Source organism: Pseudomonas sp. P1_C12 (genome assembly GCF_056406435.1).
Window position 1 is genome coordinate 181,167 of record NZ_JBFUAE010000003.1, and the last position, 21,825, is coordinate 202,991.

Annotated in this window: 20 protein-coding genes; 13 read left to right on the forward strand and 7 right to left on the reverse strand. The window is 59.5% G+C overall.

Translation table 11 applies throughout. The features are described from left to right. The first annotated feature begins 28 nt into the window (after positions 1-28). Entirely contained in the window at positions 29-349 is a 321-nt protein-coding gene (locus tag AC1D19_RS06220; protein ID WP_477762693.1) for a GIY-YIG nuclease family protein, read from the forward strand. An 88-nt stretch (positions 350-437) separates the two neighbouring features. Further along, entirely contained in the window at positions 438-1,373 is a 936-nt protein-coding gene (locus AC1D19_RS06225) for a glutathione S-transferase family protein (protein WP_477762694.1), read from the forward strand. A 116-nt stretch (positions 1,374-1,489) separates the two neighbouring features. On the opposite strand, the gene AC1D19_RS06230 is transcribed toward AC1D19_RS06225, so the two are convergent. Both AC1D19_RS06230 and yejK read right to left on the reverse strand, forming a co-directional pair. Next, entirely contained in the window at positions 1,490-1,840 is a 351-nt protein-coding gene (locus AC1D19_RS06230; RefSeq protein ID WP_477754501.1) for a glutaredoxin family protein, read from the reverse strand. Further along, entirely contained in the window at positions 1,840-2,844 is a 1,005-nt protein-coding gene (yejK, locus tag AC1D19_RS06235) for a nucleoid-associated protein YejK (protein WP_008018580.1), read from the reverse strand. Before yejK ends, AC1D19_RS06230 begins: the two co-directional genes overlap by 1 nt. Positions 2,845-3,240: 396 nt before the next feature. On the opposite strand from yejK, the gene AC1D19_RS06240 reads away from it, so the two are divergent. Then, positions 3,241-3,522, forward strand: coding sequence for an HU family DNA-binding protein (locus AC1D19_RS06240; RefSeq protein WP_007905514.1), 282 nt, complete (start codon positions 3,241-3,243; stop codon positions 3,520-3,522). 71 nt (positions 3,523-3,593) lie between these two features. Here the strand turns inward: AC1D19_RS06240 and rlmF are convergent, their stop codons facing one another. The 5 genes from rlmF to AC1D19_RS06265 form a co-directional block, all read right to left on the reverse strand. Then, positions 3,594-4,622, reverse strand: coding sequence for a 23S rRNA (adenine(1618)-N(6))-methyltransferase RlmF (rlmF, locus tag AC1D19_RS06245; protein WP_477762695.1), 1,029 nt, complete (start codon positions 4,620-4,622; stop codon positions 3,594-3,596). Positions 4,623-4,845: 223 nt separating this feature from the next. Beyond that, positions 4,846-7,692 carry a valine--tRNA ligase gene (locus AC1D19_RS06250; RefSeq protein ID WP_477762696.1) on the reverse strand — a complete coding sequence of 949 codons (2,847 nt, stop codon included), beginning with the start codon at positions 7,690-7,692 and terminating at the stop codon, positions 4,846-4,848. A gap of 238 nt (positions 7,693-7,930) precedes the next feature. Beyond that, positions 7,931-9,247, reverse strand: coding sequence for an MFS transporter (locus AC1D19_RS06255; protein ID WP_477762697.1), 1,317 nt, complete (start codon positions 9,245-9,247; stop codon positions 7,931-7,933). A 255-nt stretch (positions 9,248-9,502) separates the two neighbouring features. Then, on the reverse strand, positions 9,503-10,735 hold the full coding sequence (locus AC1D19_RS06260; RefSeq protein WP_477762698.1) for a transporter associated domain-containing protein: 1,233 nt from the start codon (positions 10,733-10,735) through the stop codon (positions 9,503-9,505). 12 nt (positions 10,736-10,747) lie between these two features. Continuing rightward, positions 10,748-11,560, reverse strand: coding sequence for a cytochrome C assembly family protein (locus AC1D19_RS06265; RefSeq protein ID WP_477754505.1), 813 nt, complete (start codon positions 11,558-11,560; stop codon positions 10,748-10,750). Positions 11,561-11,770: 210 nt separating this feature from the next. Here AC1D19_RS06265 and ffh point away from each other — a divergent pair, with 210 nt between their 5' ends. The 10 genes from ffh (at position 11,771) to AC1D19_RS06315 (ending at position 21,713) form a co-directional block, all read left to right on the forward strand. Next, positions 11,771-13,147 carry a signal recognition particle protein gene (gene ffh / locus AC1D19_RS06270; protein ID WP_056726162.1) on the forward strand — a complete coding sequence of 459 codons (1,377 nt, stop codon included), beginning with the start codon at positions 11,771-11,773 and terminating at the stop codon, positions 13,145-13,147. Positions 13,148-13,397: 250 nt separating this feature from the next. Beyond that, positions 13,398-13,649 carry a 30S ribosomal protein S16 gene (rpsP, locus tag AC1D19_RS06275; protein ID WP_108214983.1) on the forward strand — a complete coding sequence of 84 codons (252 nt, stop codon included), beginning with the start codon at positions 13,398-13,400 and terminating at the stop codon, positions 13,647-13,649. A 5-nt stretch (positions 13,650-13,654) separates the two neighbouring features. Beyond that, positions 13,655-14,191: a ribosome maturation factor RimM gene (gene rimM / locus AC1D19_RS06280; RefSeq protein WP_477762699.1), complete on the forward strand. Its 537-nt coding sequence runs from the start codon at positions 13,655-13,657 to the stop codon at positions 14,189-14,191. Position 14,192: 1 nt separating this feature from the next. Then, positions 14,193-14,945, forward strand: a complete 753-nt coding sequence (gene trmD, locus AC1D19_RS06285; RefSeq protein WP_007897583.1) for a tRNA (guanosine(37)-N1)-methyltransferase TrmD — start codon at positions 14,193-14,195, stop codon at positions 14,943-14,945. A gap of 45 nt (positions 14,946-14,990) precedes the next feature. Next, positions 14,991-15,341: a 50S ribosomal protein L19 gene (gene rplS / locus AC1D19_RS06290; protein WP_003175895.1), complete on the forward strand. Its 351-nt coding sequence runs from the start codon at positions 14,991-14,993 to the stop codon at positions 15,339-15,341. A 99-nt stretch (positions 15,342-15,440) separates the two neighbouring features. Beyond that, the gene (gene xerD / locus AC1D19_RS06295) at positions 15,441-16,337 is read left to right on the forward strand and encodes a site-specific tyrosine recombinase XerD (protein WP_477762700.1); all 897 of its coding nucleotides are present in this window, start codon (positions 15,441-15,443) and stop codon (positions 16,335-16,337) included. Positions 16,338-16,592: 255 nt separating this feature from the next. Beyond that, the gene (dsbC, locus tag AC1D19_RS06300) at positions 16,593-17,324 is read left to right on the forward strand and encodes a bifunctional protein-disulfide isomerase/oxidoreductase DsbC (RefSeq protein ID WP_477754254.1); all 732 of its coding nucleotides are present in this window, start codon (positions 16,593-16,595) and stop codon (positions 17,322-17,324) included. Between the two features lie 133 nt (positions 17,325-17,457). After that, a complete protein-coding gene (locus AC1D19_RS06305; RefSeq protein WP_007998527.1) occupies positions 17,458-18,762 on the forward strand; it encodes a homoserine dehydrogenase in 1,305 nt (434 codons plus the stop codon). A 66-nt stretch (positions 18,763-18,828) separates the two neighbouring features. After that, entirely contained in the window at positions 18,829-20,238 is a 1,410-nt protein-coding gene (gene thrC, locus AC1D19_RS06310; RefSeq protein WP_477762701.1) for a threonine synthase, read from the forward strand. Positions 20,239-20,357: 119 nt separating this feature from the next. Next, positions 20,358-21,713, forward strand: a complete 1,356-nt coding sequence (locus AC1D19_RS06315) for a transporter substrate-binding domain-containing protein (protein WP_477762702.1) — start codon at positions 20,358-20,360, stop codon at positions 21,711-21,713. The last annotated feature ends 112 nt before the right edge of the window (positions 21,714-21,825 follow it).

Below are 21,825 nucleotides of genomic sequence, written 5' to 3' on the forward strand. Positions count from 1 at the left end.
CTGTTTTCCCTCAAGCCCGGATCGTTACGTGACCACCCTCAGCGAAAGCCCTGTCGACGCCGACACCTGCGCGAGCAAAACCTGGTTCGTCTACCTCGTTCGCGCGGCCAACGGTTCGCTTTATTGTGGGATCAGCGATGATCCCGTGCGTCGCTTCGCCAAGCATCAAAGCGGCAAGGGCGCACGATTCTTTCTCTCCAGCCCGGCCATGGCCCTGGTCTACACCGAACGTTGTCGCGACAAAAGCGATGCGTTGCGTCAGGAACGGCTGATCAAAAAACTCAAGAAAAGCGCCAAGGAATGCCTGGTGGCGAACGCAGCGAGCGCCACCTCTGGCTTATCACTCTGACTGATCAGTTCCCATCAGGCAGATCTGTAGGCTGCCAGCTGATTGCGCGCTAAGCTGCTGGTTCCTGATCCTTGCGGCGGAGCCGAGCATGTCCGAGTTGATTCTGCATCATTACCCGACGTCCCCTTTTGCCGAGAAGGCCCGCCTGCTGCTGGGCTTCAAGGGCTTGTCCTGGCGCTCGGTGAAGATCTCGTCAGTGATGCCCAAACCGGATCTCACGGCGCTGACCGGTGGATACCGCAAGACACCGGTGTTGCAGGTCGGTGCAGATATCTATTGCGACACGGCATTGATTGCCCGGCGACTGGAACAGGAAAAAGCCTTGCCGGCGTTCTTCCCTGAGGGTCAAGAAATGATCACCGCGTCATTTGCAGCCTGGGCCGACTCAGTGGTGTTCCAGCATGCGGTCAGCCTGGTGTTCCAGCCGGAATCGATAGCGGTGCGCTTTGGCAATTTGTCGCCGGAAGCGATCAAGGCGTTTATCGCCGACCGCGCCGGTTTGTTCAGTGGTGGCAGCGCGACCAGGTTGTCCGCCGAGCAGGCCAAACACCAGTGGCCAACGATCATGTCTCGCCTGGAGCAACAGTTGCAGCGCGAAGAAGGCGATTACCTGTTTGGCGAACCGTCGATTGCCGACTTCGCCCTGGCTCATTCACTGTGGTTTCTCAAGGCGACGTCGGTCACGGCACCCTTGGTCGATGCTTATCCGGCGGTTGCCGCCTGGCATGCGAGGGTTTTGGGCTTCGGTCATGGTGCGTCCAGCGAGATGAGCTCCGAGGAGGCTCTGGCAGTGGCGCGCGCGTCCACGCCAGCGGCATTGCCGGATGAGCAGTTCGTCGATCCCAATGGATTCAAGGCGGGGCAGCAGGTAGTGATTGCAGCCACGGACTATGGCGTTGATCCGGTGGCGGGGGAGTTGTTGTTTGCCGGCCGCGAAGAGCTGATTGTACAGCGCGAGGACGAGCGTGGCGGTGTGATGCATGTGCACTTCCCGCGGTTTGGTTTCCGTATCGAAGCCAGCTGACATTTCTGTTGATAGTAAAAACGAAAAGATCGCAGCCTTCGGCAGCTCCTACACCAATCTCATGTAGGAGCTGCCGAAGGCTCAGGCCGCGATCGGACGATCTTTTGATCTTTGGTTTACTTCAGTGCCGCCAGAATCGCATCCGGGTCATACCCGCGAATCAGGGTTCCGTTTACATCGATGATCGGAATCCCGCCGCCACCCAAGGCTGCATAGTCCCCGCGCGCGACGGCATCCTTCTCGATATCGAATTCCTTGTACGGAATGCCTTTCTGATCGAGAAAGCGCCGGGTCAGCTTGCAGTAACCACACCAATCGGTGGCGTAGAGCACGACGTTGGCCTGGGCCTGCGTCTGTGCAGGTACCACTTGCGAAGGGTTGAACACCCGCTCGATCTTGCCCCAGTTCTGGTAAGCCACGACCACCAGCAGGATCAGCAGGAATTTTTTCAGCACGCCGCCGAGCATCAGTTGCGACGCTTCAACTGATCGGTGAGCGAAGTGGGCAGGCCCTTGATGATCAACGTGCCGGCTTCTTCGTCGTACTCGATCTTCGAGCCCAGCAGGTGGGCTTCGAAACTGATCGACAGGCCTTCGGCGCGGCCGGTGAAACGGCGGAACTGGTTCAGGGTGCGTTTGTCAGCCGGGATTTCCGGCGACAGGCCGTAATCCTTGTTGCGGATGTGGTCGTAGAAGGCCTTCGGGCGTTCCTCGTCGATCAGTCCCGACAACTCTTCCAGGCCCATCGGTTCGCCGAGTTTGGCCTGGCTGCTGGCGTAATCCACCAGGGTCTTGGTCTTCTCGCGTGCGTCGTCTTCCGGCAGGTCTTCGCTTTCGACGAAATCACTGAAGGCTTTGAGCAGGGTGCGGGTTTCACCGGGACCGTCGACGCCTTCCTGGCAACCAATGAAGTCGCGGAAATACTCCGAAACCTTTTTGCCGTTCTTGCCTTTGATGAACGAAATGTACTGCTTGGATTGTTTGTTGTTCTGCCACTCGGAAACGTTGATCCGCGCCGCCAGGTGCAATTGACCCAGGTCCAGGTGACGGGACGGGGTCACGTCCAGTTCGTCGGTCACGGCCACGCCTTCACTGTGGTGCAGCAGGGCGATGGCCAGGTAGTCGGTCATGCCTTGCTGATAGTGCGCGAACAGCACGTGGCCGCCGACCGACAGGTTCGACTCTTCCATCAGTTTTTGCAGGTGCTCGACCGCCACGCGGCTGAATGCGGTGAAATCCTGGCCGCCCTCCAGGTACTCCTTCAGCCAGCCGCTGAACGGGAACGCGCCGGATTCCGGATGGAACAGGCCCCAGGCTTTACCCTGTTTGGCGTTATAGCTTTCATTGAGGTCGGCGAGCATGTTCTCGATGGCCGCGGACTCAGCCAGTTCAGAGTCACGGGCGTGGAGAACCGCAGGTGTGCCGTCGGGTTTTTTGTCGATCAGGTGGACGATGCAATGACGGATCGGCATGGGCTTCTCGGCTGAATGAAGAGAGGAGGGCGTGCTCCCCCGAAAAAGCGCCCAGTGTACCGCAACCACTGGTTTTGGCGCGGTGCGAAGGGTAATTGGCGGGCGACCGGCGGCGCTTATGGGTTTTTTTCATGTTTTAGCGCAATAAAGCTGACCAAATGGGTAGCTAGAGGCGGATATTTCCACGTCTGTGTGCTAGTTTTGCCCGGTCTTGCGCGAAGTCACTGCGTTAAGCCTGCAGTCAGCTTTTGTCAGGTCGAACCAAACCCTGATTTCGGTATCTATAACCCCGATCCCGAGGTTATTTCGCCGAGGGTGCCAGATCCAGAAGATCGGGCTCGATGGCTGACATTGCACTCTGCAATCCATATGAATTTGATAGGGAAGGAACACTAAATGGCTCTTACTAAAGACCAACTGATCGCCGACATCGCTGAAGCTATCGACGCGCCGAAAACCACCGCGCGTAACGCTCTGGACCAACTGGGCCAAATCGTTGCCGATCAGCTGGAAAACGGCGGCGAAATCACTCTGCCAGGTATCGGCAAACTGAAAGTGACTGAGCGCCCTGCCCGTACTGGCCGTAACCCTTCGACTGGCGCTGCCATCGAAATCGCTGCCAAGAAAGTGATCAAGCTGGTTGTGGCCAAAGGCCTGACCGACGCTGTTAACAAGTAAGACTTGTTAAAAAAAACCGTGCGCCGGAGCGATCCGGGCACGGTTTTTTTGTGGGCGCGATAAAGCGCTCACTACGCTGAAGCGTTGCTCCATCGCGCCTGGCGCCAGGTTTGTTGCTGCGCTTTGTTCTGGAAGGTCCAGGCGACGAAGCGGCTCTGCTTCTGCCCTTGGGACATTTCCACTACCTGGCTTTCCAGGGCGCCGGCCTTTTTCAGGGCAGTTTGGATCGCTGGCAGGTTGGACGCCTTTGATACCAATGTACTGAACCACAGCACCTGCTGAGCGACTTGCACGCTTTCGCTGACCAGTTGGGTCACGAAGCGTACTTCACCGCCTTCGCACCACAACTCGGCCGACTGGCCGCCAAAGTTCAACACCGGCAGCTTGCGTTTCGGATCGGCCTTGCCCAGGGCGCGCCATTTGCGCGTGCTGCCCCGTGTGGCCTCGTCCAGCGAGGCGTGGAATGGCGGGTTGCACATGGTCAGGTCGAACCGCTCTGCGCTCTCCAGCAGGCCTGTGAGGATCTGCTTGGGGTTGCTCTGCTGGCGTACCTGGATCGCTTTGTTCAGGCCATTGGTTTGAATGATGGCCTTCGCCGCGGCAATGGCGGTCGCATCGATATCGGAACCAAGGAACTGCCAGCGATAGTCGCTGTAACCGATCAGCGGATACACGCAGTTGGCGCCCATGCCGATGTCCAGCACCTTCACGGCGGCGCCCCGGGGGATCACACCGTCATTGCTGCTGGCCAGCAGGTCGGCGAGGAAGTGCACGTAATCGGCACGGCCTGGCACCGGTGGGCACAGGTAGTCGGCCGGAATGTCCCAGTGAGCGATGCCATAGAACGACTTGAGCAGTGCGCGGTTGAACACCCGCACGGCTTCCGGGCTGGCGAAGTCGATGCTTTCCTTGCCGTACGGATTGACGATCACGAATTTCTTCAGTTCCGGGGCGCTTTTGATCAGCGCCGGAAAGTCGTAGCGACCCTGATGGCGATTGCGCGGATGCAGGCTGGCCTTTTCCTTCGGGGAGACGGCCGTGGCCGGAGTCTTCGGAGCAGGCTTTTTGCGCGCAGGCTTGGGGGGGCGGGGGGCGGTCATGGGTGTGGTCGATTCGGGTATGGCTGAAAGTGGCGGGCATTGTCCCACATTGATGGCGAATGCGCCGAACCCGTAGGAGCTGCCGCAGGCTGCGATCTTTTGATCTTGTTTTTAAGCAAAGTCAAAAGATCGCAGCCTGCGGCAGCTCCTACAGGGGATTTGTTGTGTTTTTGGATAAAAAAGGGAGGCCACCCGGGCCTCCCTCTTTCATCGCGACTTGCCGTTACAAACTGGCAATCCGCGCATGCTGCTCGGCCAGTTTGCCCAGGGCCTGTTCGGCCTCGGCCAGTTTGGCGCGTTCTTTCTCGATGACTTCGGCTGGCGCCTTGTCAACGAAACCGGCGTTGGACAGCTTGCCGCCGACACGTTGCACTTCACCTTGCAGACGCTGGATTTCCTTGTCCAGACGCGCCAGTTCCGCACCTTTGTCGATCAAGCCGGCCATTGGCACCAGCACTTCCATCTCGCCGACCAGAGCGGTAGCGGACAGCGGTGCTTCTTCGCCAGCAGCCAGCACGGTGATCGATTCGAGGCGGGCCAGCTTCTTCAGCAGGGCTTCGTTCTCGGTCAGGCGACGCTGATCCTCGGCGCTGACGTTCTTCAGGAACAGCGGCAGCGGTTTGCCCGGGCCGATGTTCATTTCGCCACGGATGTTGCGAGTGCCGAGCATCAGGCCCTTGAGCCATTCGATGTCATCTTCGGCGGCCTGATCGATGCGTGTTTCGTTGGCCACCGGCCAAGGTTGCAGCATGATCGTCTTGCCATCGATGCCCGCCAGCGGCGCGATGCGCTGCCAGATTTCTTCGGTGATGAACGGCATGAACGGGTGCGCCAGGCGCAGGGCGACTTCCAGTACGCGAACCAGGGTGCGACGGGTGCCGCGCTGGCGTTCGACCGGTGCGTTTTCGTCCCACAGTACAGGTTTGGACAGTTCCAGGTACCAGTCGCAATACTGGTTCCAGATGAACTCGTACAAGGCTTGCGCGGCCAGGTCGAAACGGAACTGGTCAAGCTGGCGGGTCACTTCGGCTTCGGTGCGTTGCAGCTGCGAAATGATCCAGCGGTCAGCCAGGGACAGCTCAAAGGCTTCGCCGTTCTGGCCGCAGTCTTCGCCCTTGTCCAGCACGTAGCGCGCCGCGTTCCAGATCTTGTTGCAGAAGTTGCGATAGCCTTCGACGCGACCCATGTCGAACTTGATGTCACGACCGGTGGACGCCAGCGAGCAGAAGGTGAAGCGCAGGGCGTCGGTGCCGTAGCTGGCGATGCCTTCGGCGAACTCGTCGCGGGTCTGCTTCTCGATCTTCTTCGCCAGTTTCGGCTGCATCATGCCGGAGGTGCGTTTCTGCACCAGTTCTTCCAGCTCGATGCCGTCGATGATGTCCAGCGGGTCAAGGACGTTGCCCTTTGACTTGGACATTTTCTGGCCTTGGCCGTCACGCACCAGGCCGTGAACGTACACCGTCTTGAACGGTACCTGCGGCGTGCCGTCTTCGTTTTTCACCAAATGCATGGTGAGCATGATCATCCGGGCAACCCAGAAGAAAATGATGTCGAAGCCGGTCACCAGGACGTCGGTGGAGTGGAATTTCTTCAGGAATTCGGTTTTTTCCGGCCAGCCGAGGGTGGAGAACGTCCATAGGCCCGAGCTGAACCAGGTGTCGAGAACGTCATTGTCCTGCTGCAGAGCAACGTCCGGGCCGATGTTGTGCTTGGCCCGAACTTCGGCTTCGTCGCGACCGACGTAGACCTTGCCCGACTCGTCGTACCAGGCCGGAATCCGGTGGCCCCACCACAGCTGGCGGCTGATGCACCAGTCCTGGATGTCGCGCATCCACGAGAAGTACATGTTTTCGTACTGTTTCGGCACGAATTGGATACGGCCGTCTTCAACGGCGGCAATCGCAGGTTCGGCCAAAGGCTTGGTGGACACGTACCACTGGTCGGTCAGCCATGGCTCGATGACGGTGCCGGAGCGGTCGCCTTTCGGCACTTTCAGGGCGTGATCGTCAACGCTGACCAGCAGACCGGCAGCGTCAAACGCGGCGACGATCTGCTTGCGCGCTTCGAAGCGGTCGAGACCGGCATATTCGGCCGGGATCTTGCCGTCGATGGTTTCGTTCAGCGTGCCGTCAAGGTTGAACACTTGGCAGGCCGGCAGGACCGCTGCGTTCTTGTCGAAGATGTTCAGCAGCGGCAGGTTGTGACGCTTGCCGACTTCGTAGTCGTTGAAGTCGTGGGCCGGGGTGATTTTCACGCAGCCGGTGCCGAATTCAGGGTCGCAGTAATCGTCGGCGATGATCGGGATACGGCGGCCAACCAGTGGCAGCTCGACAAATTTGCCGATCAGGGCTTTGTAGCGTTCATCGTTCGGGTTAACGGCCACGGCGGAGTCGCCGAGCATGGTTTCCGGGCGAGTGGTCGCGACGATCAGGAAATCGTTGCCTTCAGCGGTCTTGGCGCCGTCGGCCAGCGGGTATTTCAGGTTCCACAGGAAACCTTTCTCGTCGTGGTTCTCCACTTCGAGGTCGGAAATCGCCGTGTGCAGCTTGGTGTCCCAGTTGACCAGGCGCTTGCCGCGGTAGATCAGGCCGTCTTCGTGCAGGCGTACGAAAGCTTCTTTAACGGCTTCCGAGAGTCCGTCGTCCATGGTGAAGCGCTCGCGGCTCCAGTCAACCGACGAGCCGAGGCGACGGATCTGACGGCTGATGTTGCCACCGGACTCATCTTTCCACTCCCAGACTTTCTCGAGGAATTTCTCGCGGCCCAAGTCATGGCGGCTCTGGCCCTTGGCTTCGAGCTGACGCTCTACCAGCATCTGCGTGGCGATACCGGCGTGGTCGGTGCCCGGCTGCCACAGGGTGTTGCGACCCTGCATGCGGCGGAAACGGATCAGGGCGTCCATGATCGCGTTGTTGAAGCCGTGACCCATGTGCAGGCTGCCGGTGACGTTCGGCGGCGGGATCATGATGGTGTAGGACTCGCCCGCGCCTTGCGGGGCGAAGTAATTCTCTGACTCCCAGGTGTTGTACCAGGAAGTTTCAATGGCGTGCGGCTGGTAGGTCTTATCCATGCGCGGCGGGACCCTATTGGCATTTATTCAGGAAAAGCCGGGAAGTATAGCGGGGATGAGCCGATGCGCGTAGAGCGAGGTGACAATGGGTGGGGGAAAGTTGTGGTTTTTCGGGGGGTGTTTTGTCAGTGAGGGCGCCATCGCGGGCAAGCCCGCTCCCACAGGGATATGTGTCGTACCAGCATTTTGTGAACGACACTCAACCTGTGGGAGCGAGCCTGCTCGCGATGGCGGTCTGTCAGGCGACCTGATTCAAATCGTTATGCCGCGTTTCCTTCAGGCACAGCACCGCAATCAAACTCAGCACCGCCGCCCCGGACACATAACCGCCGACGTAACTCAACCCGCCCATCGCCACCAGTTTCTGAGCGAAGAACGGCGCTGCGGACGCACCGACGATACCGCCCAGGTTGTAGGCCGCCGAAGCGCCGGTGTAGCGCACGTGAGTGGGGAACAGCTCCGGCAACAGCGCACCCATCGGCGCAAACGTCACGCCCATCAGAAACAGCTCGATGCACAGGAACAGCGCCACGCCCCAGGTCGAACCTTGGGTCAGCAGCGGTTCCATGAGGAACCCTGACAGGATCGCCAGCACACCACCGATGATCAGTACCGGTTTGCGCCCGTAACGGTCGCTGGCCCAGGCCGACAGCGGGGTGGCGGCAGCCATGAACAGCACCGCGAAGCACAGCAGGCCGAGGAAGGTTTCGCGGCTGTAGCCGAGCGTTGCCACACCGTAACTCAGGGAAAACACGGTGGAGATGTAAAACAGCGCGTAGCACACGACCATCGCGCCAGCGCCCAGCAATACGGGCGCCCAGTATTGGCCGAACAGCTCGAACAGGGGGATCTTCACCCGTTCCTGGCGTGCCATGGCATTGGCGAACACGGGGGTCTCATGCAGCTTGAGGCGCACGTACAGGCCGACCATCACCAGTGCGGCGCTGAGCAGGAACGGAATACGCCAGCCCCATGAGCGGAACTGTTCATCATCCAGCACCACGGCCAGGGTCAGGAACAGGCCGTTGGCCGCCAGAAAGCCGATGGATGGACCCAGTTGCGGGAACATGCCGAACCACGCGCGCTTGCCTTTGGGTGCGTTCTCCGTGGCCAACAACGCCGCACCACCCCATTCGCCGCCCAGCCCCAAGCCCTGGCCGAAGCGCAGGACACACAGCAGGACCGGTGCCCAGGCGCCAATGCTGTCGTAACCTGGCAGAACGCCGATCAGGGTGGTGCACACGCCCATCAGCAGCAGCGAGGCGACCAGGGTACTCTTGCGGCCGATACGGTCGCCGAAGTGACCGAAAAGGGCCGAACCCAAGGGGCGCGCAAGGAAGGCGATGCCGAACGTGAGAAACGCCGAAAGCATCTGGGCGGTGCCGGATGTCTGCGGAAAGAACACCGGACCGATCACCAGCGCGGCGGCGGTGGCATAGACGTAGAAGTCGTAGAACTCGATGGCGGTACCGATGAAACTCGCGGTGGCCACGCGGGTGGCGGAGTTCGTCGGTTGTGCAGGTGTGGAGTCGCTGTAAGTCGTGCTGGTCGTCATGCGGTTATCCCTGACAGTCATGTGCTCCAGTGGAGCGAATTATTATGGTCGAGAACCCAGGGATGTGGGTGGAGGCACGGTCGCTGTTCAAGGTAGGAACAGTCGTCGGTTTGTTGCGGGCTTTGCGGGTGGACAGGCCGGAAGTTGTGAAGTGCGGGGTAAGCACGGGGCCGGCGAGGCTTGGGTAAGCGGTTCGATTATAGGAAGGTGGCTAACGATCGAACAAGAGGGCTTGCGAGGACATTGTGGCGAGTTTTAGATAACAACAGGCATCGCACTTGTCTGCCAGATCAGCACCCGCGTGACACGGTTGTCCTCGGTCTCGAGAATTTCCAGGCGGTAGCGGCCGATCTTCAGGCACACCGCGCTTTCGGGAATGGTTTCCAGGGCCTCGGTGACCAAGCCGTTCAGGGTTTTCGGGCCATCGCTGGGCAGGTGCCAGCCGAGGCTCTTGTTCAGCTCGCGAATGGAGGCGGCACCGTCGATCACCAGGCGTCCGTCCGCTTGCGGATGAATGTGCGGATTGTCCACGCTGTGTTGGCTTTCGAACTCGCCGACGATTTCTTCGAGAATGTCTTCCAGGGTGACGATGCCCAGCACTTCGCCGTATTCGTCGACCACCATGCCCAGGCGCCGCTGCTGCTTGTGGAAGTTGAGCAGCTGCAACTGCAACGGGGTACTTTCCGGCACGAAGTACGGCTCATGGCTGGCCGCCAGCAACGCTTCCCTGGTCAGGATCGCATCGGGCAGCAAGTGGAGGATGTGTCGGGTGTTGAGGACGGCTTCGACCTGGTTGATATCACTGTGGAACACCGGCAGGCGCGTGCGCTTGTTGTGGCGCAATTGTTCGATGATTTCTTCGATGGAGTCATCGAGATTGATGCCGTCCACGTCGCTGCGCGGTACCAGGATGTCATTGACGGTGATGTTGTCCAGCGCGTGGATGCCTGGCAGCGGGTGAGGGCGGCTTACGGTTTCGGAGGGCGCATGCCGCTCCGTCAGCGCTTCGTCCTCACTTTGTTGCACCACTTTGGTTTTACGGGCGAATGGTCGCGTCAGCAACTGACTGATGCTATTGAGCAGCCATGCCGCGGGATAGATGATTTTCAGCGGCACCCGCAGCAGATTGTTGCCCTGGGCCAGGATCGCATCCGGATAGCGGGTGGCGAGGGCGCGTGGCAAGTAGTCGGAAAACACCAGCAACATGGCACCCGTCCCGAGGCAGGCGACCCACGGGCCGTTCTCGGCCCAGGTGAAAATGGCCAGCAAGGTGCTGATGACTACCACCAGTGCACGGCACAGGGTGTTGCAAAAAATCAGGCTGGCCAGGGGGAAGCTGAGTTTCGCCACCGGTTTGTCGCTGGAACGCGTTGCGGTGCGCTGGGCCAGCAAATGCTGGTGCGCCGCTTCGATGGCGGTAAACAGCCCCGACCATAAAATCAGCAGGGTCACTACCGCGAGCATCGGCCCTATGGGCAAGTCGTCCATTAATGCCGCCCGTCAGATATGCAGGATGTATTCACGAACCAGCTTGCTGCCGAAATACGCCAGCATCAGCAGGCAAAAACCGGCCAGGGTCCAGCGTATCGCTTTGTGCCCGCGCCAGCCGAGGCGATTGCGTCCCCACAGCAGCACGCTGAAGACGACCCAGGCCAGGCAGGCCAGCAGGGTTTTGTGCACCAGATGCTGGGCGAACAGGTTCTCGACGAACAGCCAGCCGGAAATCAGCGACAGCGACAACAGCGTCCAGCCGGCCCAGAGGAAACCGAACAGCAGGCTTTCCATGGTTTGCAGTGGCGGGAAGTTCTTGATCAGTCCGGAGGGATGCTTGTGCTTGAGCTGGTGGTCTTGAACCAGCAGCAGCAAGGACTGGAACACCGCGATGGTGAACATGCCGTAGGCCAGAATCGAAAGCAGGATGTGGGCGAGGATGCCAGGCTCTTCATCGATGACCTGCACCGTACCGGCCGGCGCGAAATGCGCCAGTGACACGGTCAAGGCCCCAAGCGGGAACAGCAGGATCAGCAGGTTCTCTACCGGAATCCGCGAGCAGGCCAGCAGGGTCAGTGCGATGACCGCCACGGCAATCAGGCTGGCGGCGCTGAAGAAGTCCAGGGCCAGGCCGCCCGGGGTCAGCAGGTGGGTGAGCAGGCTGGCGCTATGGGCCAATACGGCGAGCACGCCGAGCATGACCAGCAGGCGTTTGTTGGCCTTGGCGCCGGAAGCCAGGCGAGTGCCCTGGTAAATGGTCGCAGCGGCATACAAGCAGGCGGCGGCGAGGGTAGTTAGCAAGCTGGGTGACAAGGGGAGCATAAATCCTGTTAGGCAAGCCCGAAAGTCGCTGAGTTTGGCATAGAACCCCCGCCGCACGAAAGACCGCGCAACCCGACAGCGAGGTGTCCGCCGGCCACAGTCTTCGCTATAATCCGCGACCTGCCCACGCCGCAGGCTCGCCGAGCACACGTTTAGTCCGGTCCGGGCCGCCATTATCCCGGTCTACACAGGGCCTGAAAGGATCGCGCAATGTTTGAAAACTTAACCGACCGTCTCTCGCAGACGCTGCGCCATGTCACCGGCAAGGCCAAGCTGACTGAAGACAACATCAAAGACACCCTGCGTGAAGTGCGCATGGCGTTGCTCGAAGCCGACGTCGCCCTGCCGGTGGTCAAGGACTTCGTCAATTCGGTCAAGGAGCGTGCCGTCGGTACCGAGGTGTCGCGCAGCCTGACGCCGGGCCAGGCCTTCGTGAAGATCGTCCAGGCCGAACTTGAAAGCCTGATGGGCGCGGCCAACGAAGATTTGAACCTGAGCGCCGTGCCGCCAGCGGTCATCCTGATGGCCGGTTTGCAGGGCGCTGGTAAAACCACCACTGCCGGCAAGCTCGCGCGCTTCCTCAAAGAGCGCAAGAAGAAGTCGGTCATGGTGGTGTCCGCCGACGTTTACCGTCCCGCGGCGATCAAGCAGCTGGAAATGCTCGCCGGTGAAGTCGGCGTTACCTTCTTCCCGTCCGACCTGAGCCAGAAGCCGGTCGAGATCGCGCAAGCGGCTATTAAGGAAGCGAAACTCAAATTCATCGACGTGGTCATCGTCGATACCGCTGGTCGTCTGCACATCGATGAAGAGATGATGGGCGAGATCAAGGCCCTGCACGCCGCGATCAACCCGGTCGAAACCCTGTTCGTGGTCGACGCCATGACCGGCCAGGATGCCGCCAACACGGCCAAGGCCTTCGGCGATGCATTGCCGCTGACCGGTGTGATCCTGACCAAGGTCGACGGCGACGCCCGTGGCGGTGCCGCTCTGTCGGTGCGTGCGATCACCGGCAAGCCGATCAAGTTCATCGGTATGGGCGAGAAGAGCGAAGCGCTCGATCCGTTCCATCCTGAGCGTATCGCCTCGCGCATCCTCGGCATGGGTGACGTGCTCAGCCTGATCGAGCAGGCGGAAGCGACGCTCGACAAGGACAAAGCCGACAAGCTTGCTAAAAAGTTGAAGAAGGGTAAGGGCTTCGATCTCGAAGACTTTCGCGATCAGCTGCAACAAATGAAGAACATGGGCGGCCTCGGTGGCCTGATGGACAAGCTGCCGAACATGGGCGGCGTGAACCTGGCGCAAATGGGCAACGCCCAGGGCGCGGCAGAAAAGCAATTCAAGCAGATGGAAGCCATCATCAACTCCATGACCCCGGCCGAGCGCCGCGACCCTGAGATGATCAGCGGTTCGCGCAAGCGTCGGATCGCCATGGGTTCTGGCACTCAGGTGCAGGACATCGGCCGCTTGATCAAGCAGCACAAGCAGATGCAGAAGATGATGAAGAAGTTCTCCGCGAAAGGCGGAATGGCCAAGATGATGCGCGGCATGGGCGGAATGTTGCCCGGCGGCGGCATGCCGAAAATGTAAAGAATCCGCGCCGGCCATCAGGTCGGCGCTGCCCCACACGGACGTGGGATACACAGCAAACCCGCACTTGGCGGGAGCTGACCGGCCGTTTTCAACGACGGCTCTATAGCAAATCTGCATGGCGGCCGATAGACCGCCGGAAAAAGTCATTTGCAAAAGTCCGGATATTCCTTAGAATATGCGGCCTTTCGGGCACCCATGCCCGCTGTGCCTTTAGATTTGCAGCACCGACTACAGGAACGATGTTCACATGCTAACAATCCGTCTTGCCCTTGGCGGCTCCAAAAAGCGCCCGTTTTACCACTTGACCGTAACCGACAGCCGCAACCCGCGCGACGGTTCGCACAAGGAACAGGTTGGCTACTTCAACCCTGTTGCTCGTGGTCAGGAAGTTCGTCTGTCCGTGAACCAAGAGCGCGTAGCCTACTGGCTGAGCGTTGGTGCACAACCTTCTGAGCGCGTTGCTCAGTTGTTGAAGGAAACTGCTAAGGCTGCGGCCTGAGCAATATGAACGCGACGCCAGCCATTGCTGATGATTTGATCGTTATCGGCAAGATTTATTCTGTTCACGGCGTTCGCGGCGAAGTGAAGGTGTACTCCTTTACTGATCCGATTAAAAACCTGCTGGACTACAAAACCTGGACGCTCAAGCGTGACGGCAATGTAAAGCAGGTAGAGCTGGTCAGCGGACGCGGGAACGACAAGTTCCTGGTCGCAAAGCTCAAGGGTCTCGATGATCGCGAAGAAGCTCGTCTTCTGGCCGGTTATGAGATCTGCGTGCCGCGCAACCTGTTCCCTGAACTCATCGACGGCGAGTACTACTGGTACCAGCTGGAAGGTCTCAAGGTCATCGACACTCTCGGACAACTGTTCGGGAAAATCGATCACCTGCTGGAGACCGGCTCGAACGATGTCATGGTGGTCAAGCCTTGCGCTGGCAGCCTGGATGATCGCGAACGCCTGTTGCCCTATACGGAGCAATGCGTGTTGGCCGTCGATCTGGCCGCGGGCGAGATGAAGGTGGATTGGGACGCGGATTTCTAACGTGGCTAACTTGCGCGTAGAAGTGATCAGTCTGTTTCCCGAGATGTTTTCCGCCATCAGCGAGTACGGCATCACCAGTCGGGCGGTGAAACAGGGGCTCTTGCAGCTCACCTGTTGGAATCCGCGAGACTACACGACGGATCGACATCACACTGTGGACGATCGCCCGTTTGGCGGTGGTCCGGGCATGGTGATGAAGATCAAGCCCCTGGAAGATGCTCTGGTTCAGGCCAAGGCAGCAGCCGGGGAGGCGGCGAAGGTGATTTACCTGTCCCCCCAAGGCCGTCAACTGACTCAGTCGGCGGTACGCGAGTTGGCGAATCTGGATGCATTGATCCTGATTGCCGGCCGCTATGAAGGCATTGACGAGCGTTTTATTGATGCTCATGTCGATGAAGAGTGGTCGATTGGCGACTATGTACTGTCTGGCGGCGAGCTGCCGGCGATGGTCCTGATCGATGCGGTTACACGACTGCTGCCTGGAGCTTTAGGGCATGCGGACTCCGCCGAGGAAGATTCCTTTACGGATGGTTTGCTGGATTGCCCGCACTACACCCGACCGGAGGTGTATGCGGATCAGCGTGTTCCCGACGTATTGCTAAGTGGCAATCACGCGCACATCCGGCGTTGGCGTTTACAGCAGTCCCTTGGTCGGACCTTTGAACGACGCGCCGATCTTCTGGAAAGCCGCTCGCTTTCTGGAGAAGAGAAGAAGCTGCTCGAGGAATACATCCGCGAGCGGGACGATAGTTAACAACGTATCGATGGTAGATCCGACGATTTACCTTAGGAGCACAGCATGACTAACAAAATCATCCTTGCACTCGAAGCAGAGCAGATGACCAAAGAGATCCCTACCTTTGCCCCGGGCGACACCATTGTCGTTCAGGTGAAAGTGAAGGAAGGCGACCGTTCGCGTCTGCAAGCGTTCGAAGGTGTTGTTATCGCCAAGCGTAACCGCGGCGTAAACAGTGCATTCACCGTTCGTAAAATCTCCAACGGTGTTGGCGTAGAGCGTACTTTCCAGACCTACTCCCCGCAAATCGACAGCATGGCTGTCAAGCGTCGCGGTGACGTGCGTAAAGCCAAGCTGTACTACCTGCGCGACCTGTCGGGTAAAGCAGCTCGCATCAAGGAAAAACTGGCTTAAGTCCAGCTTCCGATGCAAAAAAAAGCAGCCTGCGGGCTGCTTTTTTGTTGTCTGCGATTTATCTTCCCTGGCCGTATTGCCGGTTTTGCCTGAGCCTTTATGCCTGCCATTGATCATCCCCTGATTGACCAGTTTCTCGACGCTCTTTGGCTGGAGAAAGGTCTCTCCGATAACACTCGAGACGCCTATCGTAGTGACCTGGCGTTGTTCAACGGCTGGTTACAGGACAATGGACTGGAGCTGGTCAATGCCGGGCGAGAGTTGATTCTCGACCACCTGGCCTGGCGCCTGGAGCAAAACTACAAGCCTCGTTCCACTGCTCGATTTCTCTCCGGTGTACGTGGCTTCTATCGCTATTTGCTACGGGAAAAGATGATCGCCGTCGATCCAACGTTACGGATTGATATGCCGCAGCTCGGCAGGCCACTGCCGAAATCCTTGTCGGAGGCCGACGTCGAGGCGCTACTGGCGGCACCGGACTTGAGTGAGGCAATCGGTCAGCGCGACCGGGCCATGCTTGAAGTGCTGTACGCCTGTGGCTTGCGGGTGACCGAGCTGATCAGCCTCACCCTGGAACAGGTCAATTTGCGCCAGGGCGTGTTGCGAGTGATGGGCAAGGGCAGCAAGGAGCGATTGGTGCCAATGGGCGAGGAGGCGATTGTCTGGGTCGAGCGCTACATGCGTGATGCTCGCGGCGAACTGCTTGGCGGGCGTCCCAGCGATGTGTTGTTTCCCAGTCAGCGTGGCGAGCAGATGACCCGCCAGACCTTCTGGCACCGGATCAAGCATCAGGCCAGGGTGGCCGGGATAGGCAAGTCACTGTCACCACACACCTTGCGCCATGCCTTCGCCACACACCTGCTCAACCACGGCGCAGACCTGCGGGTGGTGCAGATGCTGCTGGGGCACAGCGATTTGTCGACGACACAGATCTACACCCATGTTGCCCGAGCGCGATTGCAGGACCTGCACGCCAAACACCACCCCAGAGGCTGAACAAAATCCCTGTAGGAGTGAGCCTGCTCGCGATGGCGGTCTGTCAGTCACCGCTGTGTTGTCAGGACTACCGCTATCGCGAGCAGGCTCACTCCTACAGGTTCTTCGGTGCTCTCAAAATCTCTTGCGACAGGCGCATTCGGCCATGCGGGCCTTATGTGATAGGCTGAGCCGGTTTGCACGATGGGCGGTTATGACCCGGTGTTTCGGCACGGGCGTTCTGATCGTCCCATATGTTCGCCTTCAGGAGTTCTCATGCGTCTGACCCAGATTTTCGCCGCCGCAGCCATTGCGTTGGTCAGCACCTTTGCCGTCGCCGATGACGCGGCCGACAAAGCCATTCGTAAAAGCCTGGAAAACCTCCAGCTCGAAGTGCCAGTGGAAAGCATCACCGCCAGCCCGTTGCCAGGCCTGTACGAAGTCAAGCTCAAAGGCAGCCGCGTGCTGTATGCCAGTGCCGACGGCCAGTACGTAGTTCAGGGCTACCTGTTCGATCTCAAGGACGGCAAGCCGGTCAACCTGACCGAGAAAACCGAGCGCCAGGGGATCTCCAAGCTGATCAACGACATCCCGGTTGCCGAAACCGTTGTCTACCCGGCCATTGGCGAAACCAAGTCGCACATCACCGTATTCACCGACACCACCTGCCCGTACTGCCACAAACTGCATGCCGAAGTGCCTGAGCTGAACAAGCGCGGCATCGAAGTGCGTTACGTCGCGTTCCCGCGCCAGGGCCTGGGCTCGCCGGGTGACGAACAGCTGCAAGCGGTGTGGTGCTCGAAGGACAAGAAGGCGGCCATGGATAAAATGGTCGACGGCAAGGAAATCAAGGCCGCCAAGTGCGATAACCCGGTTTCCAAACAGTTCGCACTCGGCCAGTCGATCGGCGTGAACGGTACACCGGCCATCGTTTTGGCCGACGGTCAGGTCATTCCGGGCTACCAGCCTGCGCCACAAGTCGCCAAACTGGCGCTGGGCGCGAAGTAAATTCGTATCGTCACGGCAAGCCTTGACGATCATGGTCCGGTAGCGACATTCGCCGGGCCATCAATAGAGAGCCGCGAGTCTGCGGTTGTTTTCACGGCCGGCCTCGAGTCGGCCGTTTTATGGGGAGTTCACAGTGAAACCGGTCAAAGTAGGCATCTGTGGGTTAGGAACCGTCGGTGGCGGTACCTTCAACGTACTTCAGCGCAACGCCGAGGAAATTGCTCGTCGTGCCGGGCGTGGGATCGAAGTGGCACAAATTGCCATGCGCACGCCAAAGCCTCAGTTCCAAACGACCGGTATTGCGATTACCAACGATGTCTTCGAAGTGGCCACGAACCCTGAGATCGACATCGTTATAGAGCTGATGGGCGGCTACACCGTTGCCCGCGAGCTGGTACTCAAGGCCATCGAGAATGGCAAGCATGTGGTCACCGCGAACAAGGCACTTATCGCCGTTCACGGTAATGAAATTTTCGCCAAGGCCCGCGAGAAGGGCGTGATCGTTGCGTTCGAAGCGGCGGTAGCCGGTGGTATTCCAGTGATCAAGGCGATCCGCGAAGGCCTGTCGGCCAACCGCATCAACTGGGTGGCCGGTATCATCAACGGCACCGGCAACTTCATCCTGACGGAAATGCGCGAGAAGGGTCGCACCTTCGAAGACGTATTGGCCGAAGCCCAGGCACTGGGTTACGCCGAAGCCGATCCGACCTTCGACGTCGAGGGTATCGACGCCGCTCACAAGCTGACGATCCTGGCGTCCATCGCGTTCGGTATCCCGCTGCAATTCGACAAGGCCTACACCGAAGGCATCACCAAACTGACCACCGCCGACGTCAACTACGCCGAAGCGCTGGGCTACCGTATCAAGCACCTGGGCGTGGCGCGCAGCACCGCGGCGGGTATCGAACTGCGCGTGCACCCGACGCTGATCCCGGCCGATCGCCTGATCGCCAACGTCAACGGCGTGATGAACGCGGTGATGGTCAACGGCGATGCTGCCGGTTCGACCCTGTTCTACGGCGCTGGCGCCGGCATGGAACCGACCGCTTCGTCGGTGATCGCCGACCTGGTGGACGTGGTCCGCGCCATGACTTCCGACCCGGAAAACCGCGTGCCGCACCTGGCGTTCCAGCCGGATTCGCTGTCGGCTCATCCGATCCTGCCAATCGAAGCCTGTGAAAGCGCCTACTACCTGCGTATTCAGGCCAAGGACCATCCGGGCGTATTGGCTCAGGTCGCGAGCATCCTCTCGGAGCGCGGCATCAACATCGAGTCGATCATGCAGAAGGAAGCCGAGGAGCACGACGGCCTGGTGCCGATGATCCTGCTGACCCACCGCGTGCTGGAACAGCACATCAACGACGCCATCGCTGCTTTGGAAGCCTTGGCGGGTGTGGTCGGTCCGGTTGTACGGATCCGTGTCGAGCACCTGAACTAAGCCGATATCGTTGACCGGGCTCGCTTGCGGGCCCGGCACTACGAACACTGTCCATTGGAGTCAGTCATGCGTTACATCAGTACCCGCGGCCAGGCACCGGCCCTGAATTTCGAAGACGTCCTGCTGGCAGGTCTTGCCACCGACGGCGGTCTGTACGTCCCGGAAAACCTGCCACGTTTCACCCAGGAAGAAATCGCTTCCTGGGCCGGCCTGCCGTATCACGAACTGGCTTTTCGGGTCATGCGCCCGTTCGTCACCGGCAGCATCCCGGACGCCGATTTCAAAAAAATTCTTGAAGAAACCTACGGCGTATTCGCCCACAGCGCCGTTGCGCCGCTGCGTCAGCTGAACGGCAACGAATGGGTGCTGGAGCTGTTCCACGGCCCGACCCTGGCGTTCAAGGACTTCGCCCTGCAATTGCTCGGTCGCCTGCTCGACTACGTGCTGGAAAAGCGCGGCGAGCGCGTGGTGATCGTCGGTGCCACCTCCGGTGACACCGGCTCGGCCGCCATCGAAGGCTGCAAGCACTGCGAAAACGTCGACATCTTCATCCTGCACCCGCACAACCGCGTGTCCGAAGTGCAGCGTCGGCAGATGACCACCATTTTTGGTGAGAACATCCACAACATCGCCATCGAAGGCAACTTCGATGACTGCCAGGAAATGGTCAAGGCGAGCTTCGCCGACCAGGGTTTCCTCAAGGGCACTCGCCTGGTGGCCGTGAACTCGATCAACTGGGCGCGGATCATGGCCCAGATCGTTTACTACTTCCACGCGGCCCTGCAGCTGGGCGGCCCGGCGCGTTCGGTGGCGTTCTCGGTGCCGACCGGCAACTTCGGCGACATCTTCGCCGGTTACCTGGCGCGCAACATGGGCCTGCCGATCAACCAATTGATCGTCGCCACCAACCGCAACGACATCCTGCACCGCTTCATGAGCGGCAACCAGTACGTCAAGGAAACCCTGCACGCCACGCTGTCGCCGTCCATGGACATCATGGTGTCGTCGAACTTCGAACGCCTGCTGTTCGACCTGCATGGTCGCAACGGCGCGGCCATCGCCGGGCTGATGGATTCGTTCAAGCAGGGCGGCGGTTTCAGTGTCGAGCAAGAGCGTTGGACCGAAGCTCGCAAGTTGTTCGACTCGCTGGCCGTGGATGACGCGCAAACCTGCGAAACCATCGCTGAAGTCTACGAGCAGACTGGTGAAGTGCTGGATCCGCACACTGCCATCGGCGTGAAAGCTGCGCGGGAATGCCGTCGCAGCCTGGACACTCCAATGGTGATCCTGGGCACCGCCCACCCGGTCAAATTCCCGGACGCCGTGGAAAAAGCCGGCGTAGGAAAAGCGCTCGAACTGCCTGCACATCTTTCTGATTTGTTTGAACGAGACGAACGTTGCACCGTATTGCCAAATGACTTGAAGGCCGTGCAGGCCTTTGTCAGTCAGCATGGCAACCGCGGCAAGCCGCTGTAACCGGTCAGCGCTGTAACATTTTGAAGCCCGTCTCCTGACGGGCTTTTTCATTTCTGCATGCACACTTGTCGTGTTATCGCCGCGAAGGGACAGGCGAATGGATCACCAAGGACGTGGGAATGCTGTTTACAAGTGTGTTCAAGCCAGTCGCACGCTGGCTGTTTTTATTCGGCATGCTGGGAATCGCCGAATGGGGAGGGGCGAACCCTGCATCGATTCCGGAACGCGGGATGTCTGCCCCCCACTCAAAGGTCGTGCTGAATGACCAGGAGTTGCAATGGATGGCCAGCCATCCACGGGTCGTGGTCACGGCACTGGAATATCCGTTGTACCTGTTCAAGGATGAACATGGCCAATGGACGGGCTTGAACAGTGATCTGCTCAAGCGCATCAGTGACATGACGGGGTTGCAGTTCGTTTACGAACAGTCTTTTTCCACCGATCAGATGCTGGCCCATCTGGAAAGCGGCGCGGCGGATTTGAGTACGACCCTGGCGATGAATGACGAACGCAAGGTATTTCTCGATTTCAGCCATGCGTTCGGCGGTGCCGGATGGGTCTTTGTCGGGCAGGCTGGGGCGCCGCCGGTGCAGTCGCTGGAGGATATGGCGACGGGGGTACTGGTGCTGCCGACCCGGCATGCACTGGAAGCGGTGATCCGTCGTGATTATCCGTCCATCGAATTGCGTTCGGTTAAAACCTACGCCGAAGCCCGTGCCTGGGTTGAAAGCGACGAAGCCTACGTCACCATCGAAAACGAAATCGGCGCCCAGCATTTTCCGTCGGGTCGGCTGCAGATCGGGGCTGTGGTGCCGGGCAAATGGGATGCGGATTATCTGACGTTGCGCAAAGGTCAGCCGCAGTTGCTGAGTATCCTCAACAAGGCGCTTGAGGCGTTTCCTGCGCAGGAGCTGCGCGACCTTCGCCTGAAGTGGTTCGGCGGCGCTACCGTGCCACAGCCGCCTGGTCTCTGGCAGCGGATTGACCAGTGGGTCTGCTGGGGTATGTTTGTGCTCAGCCTGTTCGGGCTGTTGTCCCTGCTCTGGAATCGGCGGTTGGCGGTGGTGGTCAGGCAACGGGTCGAGGCCCAAAGGAGTCTGCGCGATCAGCTCGCCTTCCAGCATGCCCTGATGGATGCCATGCCTGACCCGATGTTTGTCCGTGATCTGCAAGGGCGCTTGATCATGTGCAACAAAAGTTATGAGGACGCCTTGTCGACACGTTTTGACCGGATGCAGGGGCGGCAGTTGATCGAGGTCGATGTCATGCCCAGACAAACCGCTGAACTGTTGCATGCCGAGTTTCTGGCGCAGTTGAGTACGCGCAGGACGCGCTTTTTCGAGCGTCAATTGATGTTCAAGGAAGGCGTCAGGGATATCTACCAGTGGACGGTGCCGTTTTACACGGCAGATGGCCAGCTACGAGGATTGTTGGGGGGCTGGGCCGACATCGCCCGACGTACCCGACAGACGTGATGGTTACGTTTTTTCTCTGTCATGTTCGCCGTGCATGCTCTCTTGACTGGGCTGCAGGTTCGCTTGCGGTCAGTATCCAGAACTTTCTTCTCGGGCCAGCGGTCATCTTTTT

Bases quoted from the DNA above. Each gene is read 5' to 3' on its own strand.
- AC1D19_RS06225 (WP_477762694.1), top strand. From the start codon at position 438: ATGTCCGAGTTGATTCTGCATCATTACCCGACGTCCCCTTTTGCCGAG.
- AC1D19_RS06230 (WP_477754501.1), bottom strand. From the start codon at position 1,840: ATGCTCGGCGGCGTGCTGAAAAAATTCCTGCTGATCCTGCTGGTGGTC.
- yejK (WP_008018580.1), bottom strand. From the start codon at position 2,844: ATGCCGATCCGTCATTGCATCGTCCACCTGATCGACAAAAAACCCGAC.
- AC1D19_RS06240 (WP_007905514.1), top strand. From the start codon at position 3,241: ATGGCTCTTACTAAAGACCAACTGATCGCCGACATCGCTGAAGCTATC.
- rlmF (WP_477762695.1), bottom strand. From the start codon at position 4,622: ATGACCGCCCCCCGCCCCCCCAAGCCTGCGCGCAAAAAGCCTGCTCCG.
- AC1D19_RS06250 (WP_477762696.1), bottom strand. From the start codon at position 7,692: ATGGATAAGACCTACCAGCCGCACGCCATTGAAACTTCCTGGTACAAC.
- AC1D19_RS06255 (WP_477762697.1), bottom strand. From the start codon at position 9,247: ATGACGACCAGCACGACTTACAGCGACTCCACACCTGCACAACCGACG.
- AC1D19_RS06260 (WP_477762698.1), bottom strand. From the start codon at position 10,735: ATGGACGACTTGCCCATAGGGCCGATGCTCGCGGTAGTGACCCTGCTG.
- AC1D19_RS06265 (WP_477754505.1), bottom strand. From the start codon at position 11,560: ATGCTCCCCTTGTCACCCAGCTTGCTAACTACCCTCGCCGCCGCCTGC.
- ffh (WP_056726162.1), top strand. From the start codon at position 11,771: ATGTTTGAAAACTTAACCGACCGTCTCTCGCAGACGCTGCGCCATGTC.
- rpsP (WP_108214983.1), top strand. From the start codon at position 13,398: ATGCTAACAATCCGTCTTGCCCTTGGCGGCTCCAAAAAGCGCCCGTTT.
- rimM (WP_477762699.1), top strand. From the start codon at position 13,655: ATGAACGCGACGCCAGCCATTGCTGATGATTTGATCGTTATCGGCAAG.
- rplS (WP_003175895.1), top strand. From the start codon at position 14,991: ATGACTAACAAAATCATCCTTGCACTCGAAGCAGAGCAGATGACCAAA.
- xerD (WP_477762700.1), top strand. From the start codon at position 15,441: ATGCCTGCCATTGATCATCCCCTGATTGACCAGTTTCTCGACGCTCTT.
- dsbC (WP_477754254.1), top strand. From the start codon at position 16,593: ATGCGTCTGACCCAGATTTTCGCCGCCGCAGCCATTGCGTTGGTCAGC.
- thrC (WP_477762701.1), top strand. From the start codon at position 18,829: ATGCGTTACATCAGTACCCGCGGCCAGGCACCGGCCCTGAATTTCGAA.
- AC1D19_RS06315 (WP_477762702.1), top strand. From the start codon at position 20,358: ATGCTGTTTACAAGTGTGTTCAAGCCAGTCGCACGCTGGCTGTTTTTA.